The sequence below is a fragment of the Candidatus Tisiphia endosymbiont of Dascillus cervinus genome (assembly GCF_964026405.1).
Taxonomy (GTDB): domain Bacteria; phylum Pseudomonadota; class Alphaproteobacteria; order Rickettsiales; family Rickettsiaceae; genus Tisiphia.
In genome coordinates this window covers 1,440,695-1,459,339 of record NZ_OZ032146.1, presented here as the reverse complement: position 1 = coordinate 1,459,339, position 18,645 = coordinate 1,440,695, and the positions used below count along the sequence as shown (strand labels likewise).

At 33.5% G+C, this 18,645-nt stretch carries 17 protein-coding genes and 1 pseudogene; 3 read left to right on the top strand and 15 right to left on the bottom strand.

Annotated elements, in window-relative coordinates; genetic code table 11:
- Positions 1–33: 33 nt before the first annotated feature.
- From AAGD19_RS07215 to AAGD19_RS07185, 7 genes are all read right to left on the bottom strand, one after another.
- On the bottom strand, positions 34–1,953 hold the full coding sequence (locus AAGD19_RS07215; RefSeq protein WP_341747752.1) for an AAA domain-containing protein: 1,920 nt from the start codon (positions 1,951–1,953) through the stop codon (positions 34–36).
- A gap of 9 nt (positions 1,954–1,962) precedes the next feature.
- A complete protein-coding gene (locus AAGD19_RS07210; RefSeq protein ID WP_341747751.1) occupies positions 1,963–2,508 on the bottom strand; it encodes a hypothetical protein in 546 nt (181 codons plus the stop codon).
- Positions 2,509–2,952: 444 nt separating this feature from the next.
- Entirely contained in the window at positions 2,953–3,411 is a 459-nt protein-coding gene (locus AAGD19_RS07205) for an NUDIX domain-containing protein (RefSeq protein WP_341747750.1), read from the bottom strand.
- Between the two features lie 83 nt (positions 3,412–3,494).
- Positions 3,495–4,415: a HaeIII family restriction endonuclease gene (locus AAGD19_RS07200; protein WP_341747749.1), complete on the bottom strand. Its 921-nt coding sequence runs from the start codon at positions 4,413–4,415 to the stop codon at positions 3,495–3,497.
- On the bottom strand, positions 4,396–5,433 hold the full coding sequence (locus AAGD19_RS07195; RefSeq protein WP_341747748.1) for a DNA cytosine methyltransferase: 1,038 nt from the start codon (positions 5,431–5,433) through the stop codon (positions 4,396–4,398). Before AAGD19_RS07195 ends, AAGD19_RS07200 begins: the two co-directional genes overlap by 20 nt.
- A gap of 16 nt (positions 5,434–5,449) precedes the next feature.
- Entirely contained in the window at positions 5,450–7,969 is a 2,520-nt protein-coding gene (gene leuS / locus AAGD19_RS07190; RefSeq protein WP_341747747.1) for a leucine--tRNA ligase, read from the bottom strand.
- Between the two features lie 38 nt (positions 7,970–8,007).
- Positions 8,008–8,532, bottom strand: coding sequence for a DUF3576 domain-containing protein (locus AAGD19_RS07185; protein ID WP_410520810.1), 525 nt, complete (start codon positions 8,530–8,532; stop codon positions 8,008–8,010).
- A gap of 524 nt (positions 8,533–9,056) precedes the next feature.
- Between AAGD19_RS07185 and AAGD19_RS07180 the strand changes: the two genes are divergently transcribed.
- From AAGD19_RS07180 to AAGD19_RS07170, 3 genes are all read left to right on the top strand, one after another.
- On the top strand, positions 9,057–9,683 hold the full coding sequence (locus AAGD19_RS07180; protein ID WP_341747746.1) for a dioxygenase: 627 nt from the start codon (positions 9,057–9,059) through the stop codon (positions 9,681–9,683).
- Positions 9,684–9,866: 183 nt separating this feature from the next.
- A complete protein-coding gene (locus AAGD19_RS07175) occupies positions 9,867–10,562 on the top strand; it encodes a TlpA disulfide reductase family protein (RefSeq protein ID WP_341747745.1) in 696 nt (231 codons plus the stop codon).
- A gap of 3 nt (positions 10,563–10,565) precedes the next feature.
- Positions 10,566–11,492 carry a S49 family peptidase gene (locus tag AAGD19_RS07170; RefSeq protein WP_341747744.1) on the top strand — a complete coding sequence of 309 codons (927 nt, stop codon included), beginning with the start codon at positions 10,566–10,568 and terminating at the stop codon, positions 11,490–11,492.
- 93 nt (positions 11,493–11,585) lie between these two features.
- Here the strand turns inward: AAGD19_RS07170 and AAGD19_RS07165 are convergent, their stop codons facing one another.
- The 8 genes and pseudogenes from AAGD19_RS07165 to AAGD19_RS07130 all read right to left on the bottom strand — a co-directional run bounded on the left by AAGD19_RS07165 (position 11,586) and on the right by AAGD19_RS07130 (position 18,627).
- The gene (locus tag AAGD19_RS07165) at positions 11,586–12,356 is read right to left on the bottom strand and encodes a cytochrome c1 (protein ID WP_410520843.1); all 771 of its coding nucleotides are present in this window, start codon (positions 12,354–12,356) and stop codon (positions 11,586–11,588) included.
- Between the two features lie 134 nt (positions 12,357–12,490).
- On the bottom strand, positions 12,491–13,687 hold the full coding sequence (locus AAGD19_RS07160) for a cytochrome b/b6 (RefSeq protein ID WP_341747743.1): 1,197 nt from the start codon (positions 13,685–13,687) through the stop codon (positions 12,491–12,493).
- 6 nt (positions 13,688–13,693) lie between these two features.
- Positions 13,694–14,221, bottom strand: coding sequence for a ubiquinol-cytochrome c reductase iron-sulfur subunit (petA, locus tag AAGD19_RS07155; RefSeq protein ID WP_341747742.1), 528 nt, complete (start codon positions 14,219–14,221; stop codon positions 13,694–13,696).
- Between the two features lie 336 nt (positions 14,222–14,557).
- A complete protein-coding gene (locus tag AAGD19_RS07150; RefSeq protein ID WP_341747741.1) occupies positions 14,558–14,989 on the bottom strand; it encodes a DUF2670 domain-containing protein in 432 nt (143 codons plus the stop codon).
- 107 nt (positions 14,990–15,096) lie between these two features.
- Positions 15,097–15,744: a heme exporter protein CcmB gene (locus tag AAGD19_RS07145; RefSeq protein ID WP_341747740.1), complete on the bottom strand. Its 648-nt coding sequence runs from the start codon at positions 15,742–15,744 to the stop codon at positions 15,097–15,099.
- Between the two features lie 140 nt (positions 15,745–15,884).
- Positions 15,885–16,860, bottom strand: a pseudogene (locus AAGD19_RS07140) (DUF4040 domain-containing protein).
- Between the two features lie 14 nt (positions 16,861–16,874).
- A complete protein-coding gene (locus AAGD19_RS07135; protein WP_341747739.1) occupies positions 16,875–17,162 on the bottom strand; it encodes a Na+/H+ antiporter subunit G in 288 nt (95 codons plus the stop codon).
- A 7-nt stretch (positions 17,163–17,169) separates the two neighbouring features.
- On the bottom strand, positions 17,170–18,627 hold the full coding sequence (locus AAGD19_RS07130; RefSeq protein WP_341747738.1) for an NADP-dependent isocitrate dehydrogenase: 1,458 nt from the start codon (positions 18,625–18,627) through the stop codon (positions 17,170–17,172).
- Positions 18,628–18,645: the final 18 nt, after the last annotated feature.

Here is an 18,645-nt window from a genome sequence, read left to right as displayed (position 1 = left end):
TGCGTAAATTACCTGCAACAAGTTTAAAAGGGCTTACAATATATAGGTTGGGAATATTGAGGCACTCTTTAATTTATATAATAGTTCAACTACCTTTTTTCCTTCTTCTAGACACCATGTATCTAGTGCTTGACCTTGAACATCAAACCACATAGAAGGACCAAGACAGTTACGTATTGGAGAATTGTTGGGACTCTTTGCTTGTACCATTGAATTTCCGTAGGCAATTGCATTGGAAATACTAAACATAGGATCTGCACAACGCCTATGAACCAATAAAGGTACACCGACTAAACGACTTCCGTCTTTGGTATTAAATTCCGAAAAATATGAAGTTACAGTATCTGATAGGGTTTGAACTGATGCTTTTGGTGCATTAAAACGATTTGGGTCTACCAAAAATTGTTCACAGATACTTTTTGTTAAATTGTTAGGCAACGTAACCACTGGTTCTATCTGTAAAGGATCACCTGTAACTATAGCACGTTTTGTTCTCATTATAGCTCCTACAGCGGCTTGCGGTAAAGCCTGCCCAGCTTCGTCAATAAGAAGCCATCCAAGAGAATTTGTAGGGAGATCCTTTAACATTCTTCCTACAGATGCAAAAGTTGTTGATACACTAGGTACTACAAGGAAAAAAGATGACCATAAATCTGGCAAAAGTTCCACGGTTTTTTTATCTATTTCACTAGAAGAGCCACCAAAATTTCTCATCAGAACTCCAAGATTGTGACGTAAAGGTTTTGCTGCTGCATCTATAAAAGCTTTATGCAGCTTTATAGCAGAAATAAATACCTCATCGCGTAAGGATTGTGTTTGCGTGTCACACCATGGGGAAACTATATGCCTTTCTTCATGGGATTTTGAAAATAAATTATTATCAATAAAATGAGATCCAAGTTTGTTAGCAAATCTAGGTACAATTCTTTTTACATAATCAAAATGAACAAGCTTTTGGCTTTCTTTATGGGCGATCCTTTGCCCTTCTTTTTGCCAAGCACGAAATGAAGGAGTATTTAGAATACGCCAAATAACATGTGGTTTTGATTTATAATGTTCTAATAAAAGTTCTTCTAACGTTTGCCCCTGTTCTGATCTGCTTTCTAGATTTGCTAAATCTTGAACTAGATTTTTTATTTCCTGTAATTCAGCAAGTCTAGTTCGGCTTGCTTGTAATACATGTTTAAAATCTGTACTAGCTTGTCTCCAACGTCTTAAAGCATCACTGTGATTATGTGGGGGATCACTTTCTTCAATAATTCTCGGTTTTCTACGTTCAAGGATTTTGCCGGTTTTTGGATCTGTAATTTCAAATATCTGTGGTATTCCGCTTGCTTCTGCTAAATATGTTAAAAGCCCAAGATCATTATTCCACCAAAAATTTTTACTAAAATTATTACAATTAGCAATATTTCCAAGTACTGCTGAAATCAAACCCCAACTTTTGCATCCAAATACTAAATCAGATAGAACTGTAAAATAACGCAAATCATTCGCATCGTTTGCAATAGCTTTTAAACTAGGTAATTCAGCACTAATATTTTCAACAGCCTTATTGTTAGAGGATGCAATTAATATTTCAAAACCTTTTAGACTCTTATCTAATTTATAAAGATTTAACCAACTCTGTCCCGTTTTTATTTTGTGTCCTGAATCGGTAAAAGCTTTTTCAGGATCAGCAAACTTCAGTAACGCTTCTGCTCGCTCTGTAACTAATTTTGCAACAATATCACGTAATAAAGTTGTTTTTCCTGTTCCTGGTGGTCCATTAATTGCAAGAATTCCACTGTCTTTTAGTTCAGTCATGGATAAATTAACTACAGCCTGTTGAAGTAATACTAAAGGATATCGTCCTAATCCAGGCCATCTTGCTGTAGGAATGTTTTTGGGAGAAAGAATATTTTGTAAAACAGAAGTATCTAGGATATTATAACGCTTTAATGGGATATTCACACCTAAATACTACAAGAGGTTTGTTTGAACATTTGGCTTTTGAATTAAACTACTAACTTTAATTAGATCATTTAGGTAAAAGCTGTTAAGTAGTAAAGTTTTAGTAGGGGTATCTTTTTCAGTTGATGACCATTTACCTAAGTTTTTAAGATTTCCTTTTAAAGCTTGAGGAGCACCCCATGCAAAACTTGAAATATTAACAGAACTGTCGTTTTTAATAAGATGACCATATTGATCTACAATAATTACACCCATAATGGCTTCCCCTGATACATATTTTGCTTCTACATTTGTGTCACCATACTTTTTAGTTAGAGCAGAAAATACATTCTTAAGATTAATTGAACCTATTATTATTTGATAGAATAATTGGAGATAATGAGGCAATTGTTCGCCGCCATTCTCCCAAGGTAGTCTATTATCTAATAAAACAATTAATTCTTTATTTCCTCCTACTAGGTCTTCTGGTTTATTAAATGATTGAGGTGTTAATATTTCCAAGACAGTCCAAGCTGATAAAACGTTACATGCTTCTTGCGTAGTTAATTTTTTCATTTTATTAGCAATTTAATGTTCTAAGAAGTTTGTTGAGTTGTTTTTATGAAAGTACCCTAATTAACCCGAGTTGCCAATTAATTATACTGGCAAAAGCTATATTTAACGCTGGTTTCATGTGAGGCTCGATACTAAAACATTTTTAATACAAACATATTTCTAAAAAATATAGTTTTTATTAAGTGTTTTAATGTTACAAATTAACTTCAAATGTTCATAAAACCTAGCTCTGCTCTTATAAATTAATTGGCAACTCGGGTTAATTAGGGTACTTTCCAAGTTTTTGTATTAAACTTCTTACGTAACTTTATTACACAGTCCATTTTTAGTGTATTACTAAGACCTGAGAATACTAAGTTATTTTTCAAGTTTTTGGGAGGAATATTAGTAGAAAACCTTAAGGAGAGCTTTTTTTGTTACAAAATAGTCTCAATTACAAATTGCTTAATAATTGGTAGTAAATTGATCCTTTATAAGAGAAAGAAACTTTGGTTGTTTTTGTTCCTCGTATTCTTTTAAGAAATCATACATACCGGTTGGCAAAGAATTTTTATGTGCTAGGTTGCTAAATTTTTCCCAATGGAAAGTTAAGTGTTGTTCCTTTGATATTACTTCTTTATTTTTAGATAGGCTATGTGAATGCACTTTAAATACAAAAGACTGTTCATGGAATGGTTTCCCATTATTATCCCAAAGATTTTCTATTACTCCTATAAAATCGTCGATTATAGGGTTAGATATTTCAATTTCTTCTGCTAGTTCTCGTGATAACGCTCTGTAAATCGCTTCTCCATACTTAACATGTCCTCCTGGAAGAAATAGATGTTTACCACTATTTGCTACCAATATATAGTCGTTATCTCTTATATAAGCCCTTGCTATAACATGAATTTTATCCATCATCACATCTTTATACTACAATGTTTACTATCTTCGAGGGTATTATGATAATCTTTCCTTTTTGCCAAAGTTCTCCTGTAATATAATTATAAATCAAAGGTTTGCTGGTAAATCTCATTTGCTGGTAAACCTATAGCAGTTATATCAAATTTAAGAGATGGAATTACTTTGCTTTCTGCATTGTGTATTCTAAAATTGATGCTATAACCACGGTTAAATACGATGGTTTTTGAATATTGACTACCATTCTTATTGTTTATTGTATTAATACATGTTGGATGCTTTGTACGTTTGGTAGATAAGGTATTATTCAAATTAAACCCTTGTACAATAACCCGTTTTTTTCCTTCTCTGATGATTTTATAAAAATCAAAACGTCCTACTATAAAAGATATAATTGTCTTGCAAAGTTCAATTTCTTTTGTCTCGCTGATGGCACATACCCTACTTATTTCATTGCTCCACGCATCCAATATCGGCCAATAAAAGCGAGAGGGTTTATCAATAACATCTCTCCATAACGCAGTTCCATTAGAATCGTTTTTAATTTTAGCTAACTCATCAAAGATTGTTGTGGCAGTGACCCAATATTCATCACTACAACCTGAATCATCAATACCCCATTCTTTAATAAAGTTAGCTGTTCTTGATAATCTTGGATGTTTTAAGGCTTTGTGATTATTTTTACAAGATATGCCGAATGTTTTGCCATTTATTGTTATCAATACATCACGTACATCACCCTGCGTACCTGCAGTATCACTATTAAATGAAATTAATCCATCATTACCAGATTCAAAAAAGGTCTTTTCTTTCAACATAATATGCTCGATGGCAATAGTAGCAGCATTTAGCAAATCAGATTTCTCCCTGTCTGCTATTTCATAAAATGCTTTCTCATTAATTTCTGAATAGGCATTTTCTGCAATTGGCATATTGGTTTGTAATTTAAGTGCTAAACCCACTGCCCACTCAAAAGCTCTGCCATTATTTGTCTGCGTAGCCATTACCCCCCAAATCTTCTCTAATTGATTTGGCTACCCAATATGCTAAATTTACTGGTACAGCATTACCAACCATTTTATAGCCATTTCTGATATTGGTATAAATGAACTCATAATTATCTGGAAATGTCTGAATTCGTGCACATTCTCGAACGGTTAATCTTCGATATTTGTTTTCATAACCAAGAGCGAACTTTCTCAACTCTTGTCCGTCAACTTTTATCATTTTAGGAGCTTGTGGATGAAATGGAATATGCCTATCTGTTGCTAAAATAGTAAATGATTGCTCATCCCAACCTCGCACTCGATTTCTCGACATAAAAATTGGGGAATAACCAGAATCAATTAGCTCATGATTTTTAACTTTTCTGGTTGTTCCAACTTTTAGATCAGCTAGGTCACCTATCACCTGTTTTAAAGTAACTTTGTTTCCCAAAGGTTTAGGAAACTCAAATTTTTTGTTCAAAGATTTGTGATAGCCAATTATAAAAACACGCTCTCGATCTTGTGCCACACCATAGTCACTTGCTTTTAACAATTTCCAACTAACCTCATAGTTTTCTTTTTTGAACATATCTATGATATTCATAAAGGATTTAATATTTCTTGAATGGATTATTCCATGAACATTTTCCGCAACAAAAAACTTTGGTTGTACATGTCTAATAATCCTTATATATTCATGAAATAATTGACCTCTTAAATCGTCAATTCCACGCCTAGCCCCAGCTTCTGACCATGATTGACATGGCGGTCCACCAATGATACCCGTTGCACCAAATGGAATATCTTCATTTGGAATATCCAAAATAGAACGCCCATCAAACTTTGATTCAGGAAAGTAGTTTTGATAAGAAAGAGCAATTGTTTTGTCATATTCGTTTGCCCAAATTGTCTTGAACCCAGCTTTTGCAAAACCAATATCCATACCACCTGCACCGGCAAATAACGAAACAAGCGTACTGTCTAACGCAGATTCTTTTTGTTTCGGTGTTTTAACAGTAGCATCTTTTATTAACATTTTCTTTCATCCTTATTCACGCCACGATATTTACTATTTTCGAGGGTATTATGATAATTTTCTTAGGTTCCTTGCCGCTTAAATGTTTTTGTATCTCGGGTAATTGCATTACCATATTCTGAATCTCAATATTACTTGTTACATTAGCAAATTCGTGCGTAGCCCTCAGTTTACCATTAACTTGGATAGCCATAGTATAAGATTCTAGTTCTAAGAATGATTCGTTGAAAGAAGGCCAAGGGGTTTGATATAATCTTTCCTTATTGCCTAATTTTTGCCAAATTTCCTCTGTAATATGTGGAATAAATGGGTTAAGTAACTTAATCAAGATACTAAAACCCTCTTTAACGCTAGTAATATTGGCTTCCTTGCCCTTAGATATTTCATCTGACAAAGCATTAAATAGTTCCCGCATCCTTGCTATGGCTTTATTTAGCTTAAACTCCCTTATCTCGCTGGTAACATGCTTAATAGTGTGATGAGTAAGCTTTGTTAGTTTATCCAGTCTATTTCTAGGAGTCTCTGTTATTTTATTATTAATTAGTATCTCAGCCATATTTTCTAACTTACTGATAAAACGGCTGCACCCTTCAAGACCATTTGCCGACCATTCACAATCTTTCTCCGGTGGGCTATCAGAGAGTACAAATAGCCGGATAGCATCTGCACCATGGTTTGCTAATATTGATTCTAAATCCACGACATTCTTTTTGGATTTACTCATTTTTTCTATTCGCCCTTGAAATACTTCTTCTCCATTATTCTTATTAACCCACTTATCAGATTGTTTTATTACCTCATCTGGATAAAGCCAATTATTATTCGCATCTCTATAGGTAGCATGTAGAACCATACCTTGAGTTAGTAAATTAGTAAAAGGTTCACGAATGTTGAGATAACCTTGTTCGTTCATTACTTTAGTGAAAAACCTTGCATAAAGAAGATGCATTACTGCATGTTCAATTCCACCAATATACTGATCAACAGGTAACCAATAATCACAGGCTTGTTTGTCAGTCATATCTTTTGCATCTACATTACAATAACGGGTAAAATACCAAGAAGACTCAAAAAATGTATCTAACGTGTCAGTTTCACGAATAGCTGGTTTCTGACATTTTGGGCAATTAGTATGTTTCCAAGTAGGGTGTGAATCAAGAGGATTGCCATGTCTAGAAAACGTAACATCGCTTGGTAAAGTTATAGGCAAGTCTTTTTCAGCTACTGGCACAGTTCCACAATCCGAGCAATAGATTATTGGAATAGGGCAACCCCAGTATCTTTGTCTTGACACTCCCCAGTCTTTCAGGCGGTAGTTAATAGTACGTTTGCCCAAACCACACTTTTCAAGTTCTTCTATAGATTTTTGTTTAGCATCTTGGATAGCAAGATTATTCAAAAAATCTGAGTTGATCATGATACCATCACCAGTGTAAGATTCCGAGTGTACGTCTATTGGAACATCCTTATTAATTACTACTTGCTTTATTGGTAATCCCATTTTCTTTGCTAATGCATGATCTCTTTCATCATGTGCTGGGCATCCAAAGACCGCACCAGTACCGTAATCCATTAGTACGAAATTTGTTATTATAACAGGGATAATAATGCTAGGATCAAATGGGTGAATAGCAAAAAGGTCAGTAAACACCCCTTCTTTCTCGGCTTTATCTACTACAACATTAGTGTCTAATTGCGAACATTTTTCAATGAAAGATATTATAGCGTCATTTTTATCTACTAATTGCTCAATTATTGGGTGGTTATAGGCTATCGCAACAAAGCTTGCTCCAAAGATAGTTTCTGGTCTAGTAGAAAATACTTCAATATTGGCATCATGATCCTGTATTTTAAAACTAAAATTTGCTCCTTCCGATTTACCTATCCATTTTTCCTGCATAGATTTAACAGAATCAGGCCAAGAGTCCAGTTTTGCAATTTCATTTAACAGTTCTTCAGCGTAATTAGTGATTCTTAGAAACCATTGTTTTAGCTGTCGTTTTTCAACTAAAGCACCTGAACGCCATCCACGACCATCTACTACTTGTTCGTTAGCTAAAACAGTATTATCTACAGGATCCCAATTGACTAAAGATTCTTTTTGGTATGCTAAACCTCTCTTATAAAGTTCTAAAAAGAATTTTTGTTCATGCTTATAATAATCCGGATCACAAGTTGTTATTTCTCTCGACCAATCATATGAAAAACCAATTAATTTTAGCTGATCCCGCATAGTTGCGATGTTTGAATAAGTCCAATCTTTAGGATTAGAGTTATTGTTAATGGCAGCATTCTCTGCTGGCAAGCCGAAAGCATCCCAACCCATAGGGTGTAATACGTTATAGCCTTGTGATTTCATAAAACGAGCTATGCAATCTCCGATAGAATAGTTACGTAAATGCCCGACATGAATCTTTCCAGAAGGGTAGGGTAACATTTCAAGTACGTAATATTTAGGCTTGTCGCTATCGTTTGTTGCAGCAAAAGCTTTTTCCTCAAGCCAAATTCTTTGCCATTTCTTTTCAATATCTCTCATAATTTGTATCGTAAACTATCCTTATTGTAGCAAGTATATCATTCTTTTCTTTCAGCACTAATATATAATTCTCTAGATTTTCTTAAAATTTTATCTTCTATGCTATTAGCTAGGTCCGAAGTAGTATGATTGTCTAGCCAATTACCATTTTTAAGTGTTTGTTCAAATATTTTTACTTGGATGGCATCCGGACTAATAACGTTATCTTTAATAAAAATATTTATTTTAAATCGAAAATTTGTTTGTCCTTTTGGACTATACCATTCAGTAATAATGACTCCACCGACTGAACCGGTTGAAGCAAGAGGCACAAAACTTAAAGTTTCTATAGAAGCTTGCCATAAATATTTATTAACGTTACAGCCTACAGTTTTGGTAGATTCATTTTTGATTCTACTTGGTCTAAACACCAAGCCTTCTCCTCCAACTATCGACCCCATTTCATCCATCTTTCTTTCTTGCACAGTTTTGGGATAGTCTCCATTCCTTGCAATTGTGGCAGTTGGAAAAAGAAATAAAGCTAACATTGTGCCAATAATAGTTTGTTTTAAGTGTGTTTTCATAAATGATTTTATTTTTTTACTATTTCAAGTAGTTTAGCTTTAGTGTACCATAAGAACCACGTGATGTAAAGGATAGCCCTGTTCTTTAAATTAACAAAATAAATATAAAATATAATGTAACCTCAATTTCGGATTAATGAAATTAATCCGAAATTGGAATGAGAATGTAAACAATCAGGCTTAAAGCGGTTTGACGCCTGATTGTTAAATATTTCATTTGCTAATAATCTTATTTTTATACCAATAAAAATAAGATTATTAGCGATAATAGATTAAAATGTATTTATAGAAGTGCTTCAAGAATGTATTTTTCTGATATTATAGCCAGTTTTGGATTAAAATTAAAAATTTTAATCCAAAACTGAGGTTAATATAGTTGTAAAAGAATAAAGGATACGATAATTTAAATCTCTATAAGAAAATGTAGAATATCCATCTTCTAATAGAAGTTACGTGAATTTGGGATAATAATTAACTAATTCTTATCCCAAAGGGGGTAAGTTATTAAACATAAATGGTAAAAAATGAAAAATTTGTTATTTTTAATCTGTTTGTATTCCACTATTGCTATAGCCAGTGAATCTAAGTTTTACCCTAATAAGCTTAATTGTTGTAAGATCAGTAAGAGTGCAATGAATGATTACGAACCGGAAGAATTCCAATTATCCAATAACTTACTTAGAAAGACAGGACAACAAGCAGTCTATCGTGGTACAAAAATTATAGTAAAGGGTAGATTATTAGACCAAGATTGTGTTCCAGTAGCAGATGCAAAAATATATTTATGGCAGGTTGGAAGTGACGGAAAATATCCATACGTACCACTTCGTACTCGTATCAATAAAAAAATGCTAAACCTTGTAAGTAAATCAAGTTTTACCGGATCTGGCATTGCTACTACTAATAATAAAGGAGAATTTTATTTTATTACTATATATCCTAGTGGAATTTTGCGTGAAACGCCTAATGTAAACATTAGAGTTGACCACCTAGTTCTTGGACAGCTACAAACAAAGCTATATTTATCTAATTCAAGGGTTAATTTAGAAAATTGCGGAGAAGTTAGTCATGCTTTGTCCACTGCACTAGATGGCATTAAAACGTATGAATTTGACGTAGTAATGTCGGGACGAACTTTCAAAAGATATTAATGTTTTGAGTTTTCACACCCTCCGCAACAATCTTCTGCAACTGGATTTTCTGAAGGTGGGTTTTCTAATGGTTTTTTTAATCCACAAGAAGTTAAGATTAAGCAGCTTAATAATATTAGAGGTAAAAAAATATTGTTTTTCATGATGATCAATAAATTAATTGGAAATATATTTGTTATTTATATGCATATTAGAAAATATAGTAAACGATTTTTTTTGATTGTAACATATTTGTTGATCAGCACTAATAGTTTTGCATTAGATCAGATCAAATCAGGTGTTAAAATGCTTGATTTATCTAGTGTTCCTGATACGGTGGTTTTCTTTGATGATAAAGGAGAAAAATATTCTCTTGATAATTTTGAAGGAAAAACGATATTATTGGTATTTTGGGCAACATGGTGTGCATCTTGTATTAAAGAAATGCCGGATTTAGATGTATTGCAAAAAGATTTTAGAAAGTTGCCATTTGCAATAATCCCTGTATCACAAGACTATCAAGGAATAGAAATTATCCAAAAATATTATAAAGATTATGATATAAGATATCTGCCAATTTACCATGATTTTAAGAATCAACTATTTAAAGATTTTTCAATAGTTGGTCTACCAACTGCTATTCTAATTAATCCAGATGGAAAAATGTTAGTAAGTTTTGTTGGTACTATTAATTGGTATGATGAAGAAATTCGCAATATTATTTTGTCAAATATTCCTGGAAACCACCCAGAACCTAAAAATAGTTACCGGGAACAAACGCTTAATCAACCGGTTAATAAACAGTTAAAGGCTGAAGAGCAGGAAAACAAAGATGAAAAACCAAAAATACAACAGAATAATGAGGAAAATAATGCTTCTAAAAACGATAATAAGGAGTAACTAATGTACATAGAACATAATAAAAGTTTAATTGCTGAGGCAAAATTTGATCAGGTAATTGCTAAACGTCAAATAGGTAAGTTAGAGCAATTACTTTCATTACTGCCTAGAATAGGTTCTAAGGCATCAAAGCCGGTAATTGCTGTTCTTCGCCTTAGTGGGGTTATAGGTAAAGTAAGCCCAGTAAAATCAGGGCTTAGCATAGAATCGCTACATGAGTTAATTGACAAAGCTTTTGAGATCAAAAATCTTAAAGCTTTGTGTTTAACTATCAATTCTCCAGGTGGTTCACCTGTACAATCTGAACTGATTAGCAAACGTATAAGGTCATTAGCTAGGGAAAAGAAAATACCAATTTATAGTTTTGTAGAAGATGTAGCAGCATCTGGTGGATATTGGCTTGCTTGTATTGGTGACCAAATATATGCATCTAAGAGTTCAATTATTGGTAGTATAGGGGTGGTTTCGGCTGGTTTTGGTTTTCCTGTGGCTATCAATAAGCTTGGAGTAGAAAGGAGGGTTTATGCAGAAGGTAAAAATAAATCTATTCTCGATCCATTTCAACCAGTGCAAGAGGAGGATATTGCAATTATTAAGCATATACAAAAACAGATTCACGGGCATTTTATAGATTATGTTAAAGAGCGTCGTATTGGTAAGTTAACGCAAGAAGATGATATTTTATTTAATGGAGCATTTTGGTCTGGGGAAACTGCTGTTGATTTTGGTTTAATTGATGGTATAGATGATATGTATAGTTTCATAAAACAGAAATATGGTGATGTAACTATTAAATATATATCTGCTAAACAATCGTGGCTTAAGAAGAGGTTGGGTATGGTAAGGCAAGATTTCGTGCAAGAATTCTCTGATACATTGATTGAATCGGTAGAGAATAAGATTACTTATGATAGGTTTAATATGCGGTAATTTACGCGAATTCGGGATAACTAGGTTCTTATATCTTAAAACATGTTATAAGTAGTTATAACATGTTTTAAGATATAAGAACCTAAAGATTTGTTATTTATACTCTTCTGTTTCTAGATTCTTCCAAATTCTATTTTTAGAGATATAGAAGAAAATTATAAAAATTACTAAGAACATCGTCACTTTCAAACCCATGGATTTACGGTTTTCCATTTCAGGTTCAGCAGCCCATTGTAAAAATATCGTAACATCCATAGCCATTTGTTCGACTGATGAGTTTGTTCCGTCTATATACTTTACTTGTCCATCTGACAAAGGAGCTGGCATGGCAATCTGACTATGTGGAAAATATGGGTTGTAATTTAATCCTGGCATTAGTTTAAAATTTTCAGGAGGATCACTATAACCAGTAAGTATAGAATATAAATAATTTGCTCCATCAGGTCTTGCTTTGATAATCAAGGATAAATCAGGTGGGTCTGCTCCATTGTTAGCAGCTCTTGCTGCTTGTTCATTAGGGTAGGGACGAACAAATGGATCGGAGGGTAGGGCAGGTCTTTCAAACATTTCTCCTGCATCATTTGGACCATCTTGTACAGTATAATTTTTGGCTATTTCTTTAATTTCTTCATCTGAAAATCCTAGCTCTTTAAGATTACGGTAATATAAATTATAAAGACCATGACAGCTACTGCATACTTCTTTATATACTTGGAAGCCACGCTGTGCAGCTTTCCTATCAACGCTAGCAAAAACTCCATCAAATGGCCAAGCAATCTTTTTTGTAGGTAGTGCATTGTTATTGGCAGTGACAATATTTGATATTAACAAAATTAACAAACACAGGAAAAATTTGATACTTATGTCGTTGCGAGTAGGCATAAGCCAAGGAAGCAATCCATTCCTAATCATTCCTTTGGATTGCTTCATCGCTACTAAAGTAGCTCCTCGCAATGACGGAGTAATGTTAATTGGGTTAGCCATAATTTTCTGATCTTTCATATAGAATCCGGTAATGGCAGAGTTTTTTCATACTTGCTAATTAGTGGCACTGCAATGAGAAAATGAAAGAAATAGTAAGTAGCAGCGAACCTGCTTAAGGTAATGTAAGGTTCTTCCGCTGGTTGTCCCCCAAGATACCCAAGTGTCAAGCAGTCAAATATGAACAGCCAAAAAGCTATGCGGAACATTGGTCTATAATTGCTACTCCTAACTTTTGAACTGTCAAGCCAAGGTAAAACAAATAATAACAAAATACTAGAGAACATTAATATTACGCCACCTAGCTTTGATGGTACTGCCCGTAAAATGGCATAAAATGGCAGAAAATACCATTCTGGAACTATATGAGCCGGAGTAACTAAAGGGTTAGCTGGTATGTAATTGTCAGGATGCCCTAGATAATTTGGTTGGTAAAAGACAAAAAAGGCAAATATTAAAAAGTAAACACCGAATCCAACGAAGTCCTTTACCGTATAATACGGATGAAAAGGAATAGTATCTTTAGATGACTTAACATCGATCCCTTTAGGGTTATTTGATCCATGAATATGTAGTGCTACTAAATGGAGTAGTACTAAAGCTACTATAATAAACGGCAATAAATAATGTAAAGCAAAAAATCTGTTAAGTGTAGGGTTATCAACTGAAAATCCTCCCCAAAGCCAAGTAACTATCGATTTGCCAATAATAGGTATAGCTGAAAATAAATTGGTGATTACAGTTGCTCCCCAGTAGCTCATTTGTCCCCAAGGTAACACATACCCCATGAATGCAGTAGCCATCATGGTAAGAAAAATTATTATACCTATATGCCACAACAACTCTCTAGGTTTTTTGTATGACCCATAATATAACCCTCTACAGATATGTAGATAAACTGCAGCAAAAAACATTGATGCTCCAACTGAATGTATATAACGTATTAACCAGCCATAATTGACATTACGCATAATTTTTTCAACACTCTCAAAGGCGTAATCGACATGAGGAGTGTAATGCATAGCTAAAATAATGCCAGTGATTATCTGAATTACTAAAGCGATACCAGCTATTGACCCTAAGTTCCATAGGTAACTTAAGTTTTTGGGTGTTTGGTATTCGCCTAAATGTTTAAGGAATGAGAAAACAGGTAGCCGATAGTCTATCCATTCTATAATGGGGTTTGATTTTTTAGGATCATTAGTTTCATTCATAAATAACTATCCGATTTTAATTTTTGTATCGGAAATAAACTCATATGGTGGGACAGCCAAATTTAAAGGAGCTGGTCCTTTACGAACACGACCAGATGAGTCGTATTGAGAGCCGTGGCATGGACAAAACCAACCATCATAATCTCCTTGGTTTGCAAGTGGTACACAACCTAAATGTGTACAAATGCCGATAGTTACTAACCATTTATCATGTCCAGCTTTGACTCGTACTTGATCAAGTTCGGGATCTATTAACTCGGAAAGGTTTACATTTCTTGCTTCAGCAATTTTTTCGGGAGTCCTGTTAGTAATAAAAACCGGTTTACCTTGCCATTTAACAGTAAGAGTTTGACCTGGTTGTATGTGAGATAAATCCACTTCTATTGAAGATAGGGCAAGAACATCCGCTGAAGGGTTGAATGAATCAACAAGAGGGTAGGTAGCACATGTAGCTCCAACCACAACCATACTGCTGGCAGTTAAGGTTATAAAATCCCTACGAGTTGCCTTATCATAATCATTAGTATTTGACATAAACTGACTAGTATACCTCTTCTACTTCAATAGTTGTTTTCACAACTACTTGAAGTAGGGAATTATTTTATAATGAGTGCAACTATAGAAGCTAGGTTCTATAGTAGTGGCTTTCACTTTTTGCACAAACTTGATATTTATTATTATATTTAATATAATAGACTACTGGAAAAGTAACAAAAAATCAAGGGTAGCTTCAGCAATTCAACAATTAACAGTGAAGTATTACCCTAATTTTGCTTATAAGGAAAAATGCATTCTTAAAGCGGCTAACGCGAATGCATTTTAAACCTTTCTAAAGCTAAAAACATGATTTTAGCCAAATATTAATTTGGTTTATTTACCATCACTATCTGTAGAATTGTTAGGAGAATCATAAGGATTGCGATATGGAAGCATTTCCGGTACAGTTCCGTCTTTAGGTAGTAACTTATTTAATCCCTCCTCTAAAACTTTTTCACCTGTTTCTTTTTCTCTAATCTCGTATTTTGGCGGGTCTCCTAAACATTTCCAAAAATTGGTTAAGCTCTCAAAGTTGGGACCTAATTTTGTAGTACAGTTTTGCGCAATTGATTTAGATGTATCAAGAATTTCAATTGTAGCATTGGTCATATATTTTATAAACCCAATTTGTTCAAGACCCTTGGCTACCCAAAATAATACTATCAAAGAGGCAACTGCTATCATAAAGTACCATTTAGCTATGATACTCCATAAAAACACCCCCATAGGGTTAGCTGCTATTAGTCTTCTTAAAGCTTGCCACATATATAACTACCAAAAAATGGTTAAAAAACTACGACTAAATTACATGAATAATAAAAAAATAACAATTTTTTTATTAGTGCAGGGGTCAGTATGGTGTATAATAAAAATTAAATGTTGTAAATATTCTTAATTAGATACGATGAGAGATAAAATATGGTTGGTAAAAGAAGCATATTGATACCAATCATAACAAAAATTAGGCTTATATTCTCAAGATTTTGTAAAACAAGACCGGTAAGTATTATGTTGGGTATTAATAGTGGCATGATTAATATTGCTAGCAGGTTAGTATTTGACCTAAAATAGCTTTGAATAGATCCAATTAAAACTAGTAGGCTACTGGACAATGTTAATAGCAAAGTTAGAGTGATAAAAAGATAGGTTACTGTTATTAGATCAAGATCAAAAATAATATAAATTATCGGGATATTTAATAAAGAGCTAGTAAGCGAACTAAAAAATATAGCAAATAATTTAGATGTAACAATCTCACTCTCACTGAAACTGGATAATAGTAGCTCTAAACTTCCATCCTCCACATCTTGCTTTAATATTAGACTAGAGAAGCCAATTAGGGCTATTGGTAAAAAAATTACTGAAAAAATAACCCCAAATTTCTTAATATCTGCTTGGTCATTGATTAAAGCAGTGCTGAAAATACAAAATAAAAAAAATATAAATAGATATTTGCTAAGATTATTAATACGATTTTGAATTAAATATTCCCATTTTATTAGCTGTATTAGTTTATGCATATACTACTCGTAAATGAAGAGTTGATAGACGATAGAATCAAAATCATGATAGTAGCAGGAGTCGAAGGGTCGAGGAGCGGAGAGTACATTAGTACGTGAGTACCGAAGAACCCTGAAGACGACAACGCAATTCTTGATTTTCATCGAGTATATTTCATTATGGAATATATTAAACACATAACCGATGCAACGCAAAGTCCAACGCCAATTTCAATGATAAAGATACCAATATGTTGAGCTAATAATTTATCATTTGCAAGAGAATAGTAGTTTAAGTAATTATCATCAAATAATATTGATACCATACCGGTCATGGCATAGATAACTACCCCGATAGTAGCCATTCCAACTAGTAAATCAGTAGAAAAATATTGTTTTAATTTGAACTGACCATGAACTAAATCAAAAGCAATTATCATAGAAGCAAATATAGCCCCAGCTTGGAATCCACCTCCTGGTGATGCATCACCATTAATTTGAATATATAGACAATATAAAAATATATAAGGTAAGATAAAAAGAGTAGAATGTTTTATAATGATAAAATCTTTAAGCATGTTCATTACTTTTTTGTGAAAATAGCAATAATACCGATATTCCAGCAATTAAAATGACTGCCGTTTCTCCAAGAGTATCATAACCTCTGTAACTAGCTAGTAGTGCTGCTACAAAAGAGGGAATACCAATATCACTTTTAGTATTTTCAATATAATATTTGGTTAAGTGACTTTGCATAGGAGAATCTATAGATCCATATTCTAGTAAATCAAGTCCTGCAAAGCTAAATGTTACTATGAACATTAAACATATAATTGATGAACTTATTACTCGTGTTGGTTTAAGATCACATTTCTGTATGTCTTGCAATCTAGTGAGAAAGCTTAGGAAAACACAGCTAGACAAACAGCTACCTAGAGCTACTTCAGTCATTGCCACGTCTGGAGCGTCCATAAGAAGATATGATAAACCAATAAGTAAGCTAAAACTAGAATTTATTACTACTATTTCTAATAAAGAATTACAAAATATAATCTTAATTGATACTATGGCAAGCATTATAAGGATTACCATAAGCAACCAGCTAGCTAGTTGAAAATTTATTATTTCTAGTATCATAAATAAACAATCAATTATTTTAGGTTAGTTTTTCCTAATAAAGCAGCCTTGCCAATTGCATGAGTAGATACCGGGTTTAATATTAAAATCAATATAGAGGCAAAAACTAATTTAAAAGAGCTAGTAAAATCATTCTGTAAAAAGGCAAGACCAACAAGTGATAAAGGTACGCCGCAACATTCAATTACACTAGCAGCATGAATCTTTGTATAGAAATCAGGAAATCTAAAAAGTCCAATAATTCCAGAAAATATTGCTATAATTCCGAGTAAGATTAATCCATAACCAATAACAAAAAACATAAATATTCTATTCTCCTTGAGCAAGCGAATATCCAGCTTTCCCATCAAATTCAAATAGATTCTCAATTTTAATAAAATCTATTTTTGCCTGGCTTAGCGATTCAAGTAAATGGACTATAGAGGAATGTGTTATTTTTTCTCCATCCTTCCTTGCCATAAAACGGCAACACCAATGATCTGATAATAATTCAAACCTTTCATTCCTAGGCCATAATTTAAGACCCATGGAAGATACAGTTTTTAATTCTAAGTCACCTAAACTGACAGTTTGAATTTTTTCTGCTACCTCATGAGCAGTCAACACTGCCATCTGGATGAATACATCACTACCTACCAACTCTTTAACTTCTTTACTATTAATCGAATATATCTGCTCAGTAGTTTGTTGTTGGGTAACTGGTGATGAATATGCCGCTACTCTGAGGGTAGAAGGTTTGATCCCTAGTCTTTTTACTACTTCATCAGCAAATTCCTTAGTACCAACTTTTTTGCTAGATATTTCTTCATTATAAATGTCTCCAGTATGGATTCCGTCCTCAATGGTTTTTTTCCAGGCATTTTCTATTAGTGTAGCAATATCCTGTTGCCCGATATGAATTAGCATGATAATTGCTGCGTTAAGTAAACCAGAAGGATTAGCTAGGTTGCGACCGGCAATATCTGGGGCAGAGCCATGTACAGCTTCAAATAAAGCATAATTTTGACCTATATTAGCAGAGCTAGCTAGTCCTACCGAACCAGAAATTTCTGCAGATACGTCCGATATAATATCACCATACAGATTTGAAGTTACAACAACGTCAAATAATTCCGGCTGAGTTGCTAGTCTTGCAGTGCCGATATCTATAAGGTAATAATCACTTTGAATTTGCTTATATTCATTAGCAATTTCCTCAAAAACTTTATGAAAAATCCCATCAGACAGTTTCATAATATTATCTTTACTGAAACATGTAACCTTTTTACGATTGTTCTTTATTGCATACTCAAAAGCATATCTAATAATTCTTTCACTACCAACCCGGCTAATTAGTTTAAGAGATTCATAGACATTGTGAGTCTGACGATATTCGATGCCTGCATATAAATCTTCAACATTTTCCCGTACTATAACCACGTTTAGATTTGGATGCAGTGTTTTAACAAAAGGAGCATAAGAAATAGCAGGGCGAATATTGGCATAAAGAGATAGGGCTTTTCTAAGAGTTACATTTAAGCTTTTATACCCACCACCTAGAGGAGTGGTAATAGGAGCTTTTAGAAGTATCTTAGTTCTTGCTAATGATTGCCAAGTATCTTCTGCTATCCCTGAGGTATAGTGCTTTTGGTATAATTTTTCTCCTACTTCCACTACCTCTATACGTATTCTTGCTTCAGCTTCTTTTAAAATATACAGTACTGCTTGCATTATTTCTGGACCTATACCATCACCATAAGCTACTGTAATAGGAGTAAATTCTGTCATTGATAAACCTCTATAACA

What these genes read in the sequence shown, in the direction of transcription:
- AAGD19_RS07180 (WP_341747746.1), top strand. Translation starts at nt 9,057, where the DNA reads ATGAAAAATTTGTTATTTTTAATCTGTTTGTATTCCACTATTGCTATA.
- AAGD19_RS07130 (WP_341747738.1), bottom strand. Translation starts at nt 18,627, where the DNA reads ATGACAGAATTTACTCCTATTACAGTAGCTTATGGTGATGGTATAGGT.
- leuS (WP_341747747.1), bottom strand. Translation starts at nt 7,969, where the DNA reads ATGAGAGATATTGAAAAGAAATGGCAAAGAATTTGGCTTGAGGAAAAA.
- AAGD19_RS07160 (WP_341747743.1), bottom strand. Translation starts at nt 13,687, where the DNA reads ATGAATGAAACTAATGATCCTAAAAAATCAAACCCCATTATAGAATGG.
- AAGD19_RS07170 (WP_341747744.1), top strand. Translation starts at nt 10,566, where the DNA reads ATGTACATAGAACATAATAAAAGTTTAATTGCTGAGGCAAAATTTGAT.
- AAGD19_RS07210 (WP_341747751.1), bottom strand. Translation starts at nt 2,508, where the DNA reads ATGAAAAAATTAACTACGCAAGAAGCATGTAACGTTTTATCAGCTTGG.
- AAGD19_RS07145 (WP_341747740.1), bottom strand. Translation starts at nt 15,744, where the DNA reads ATGCATAAACTAATACAGCTAATAAAATGGGAATATTTAATTCAAAAT.
- AAGD19_RS07175 (WP_341747745.1), top strand. Translation starts at nt 9,867, where the DNA reads ATGCATATTAGAAAATATAGTAAACGATTTTTTTTGATTGTAACATAT.
- AAGD19_RS07205 (WP_341747750.1), bottom strand. Translation starts at nt 3,411, where the DNA reads ATGATGGATAAAATTCATGTTATAGCAAGGGCTTATATAAGAGATAAC.
- AAGD19_RS07185 (WP_410520810.1), bottom strand. Translation starts at nt 8,532, where the DNA reads ATGAAAACACACTTAAAACAAACTATTATTGGCACAATGTTAGCTTTA.
- AAGD19_RS07135 (WP_341747739.1), bottom strand. Translation starts at nt 17,162, where the DNA reads ATGTTTTTTGTTATTGGTTATGGATTAATCTTACTCGGAATTATAGCA.
- AAGD19_RS07150 (WP_341747741.1), bottom strand. Translation starts at nt 14,989, where the DNA reads ATGTGGCAAGCTTTAAGAAGACTAATAGCAGCTAACCCTATGGGGGTG.
- AAGD19_RS07200 (WP_341747749.1), bottom strand. Translation starts at nt 4,415, where the DNA reads ATGGCTACGCAGACAAATAATGGCAGAGCTTTTGAGTGGGCAGTGGGT.
- petA (WP_341747742.1), bottom strand. Translation starts at nt 14,221, where the DNA reads ATGTCAAATACTAATGATTATGATAAGGCAACTCGTAGGGATTTTATA.
- AAGD19_RS07195 (WP_341747748.1), bottom strand. Translation starts at nt 5,433, where the DNA reads ATGTTAATAAAAGATGCTACTGTTAAAACACCGAAACAAAAAGAATCT.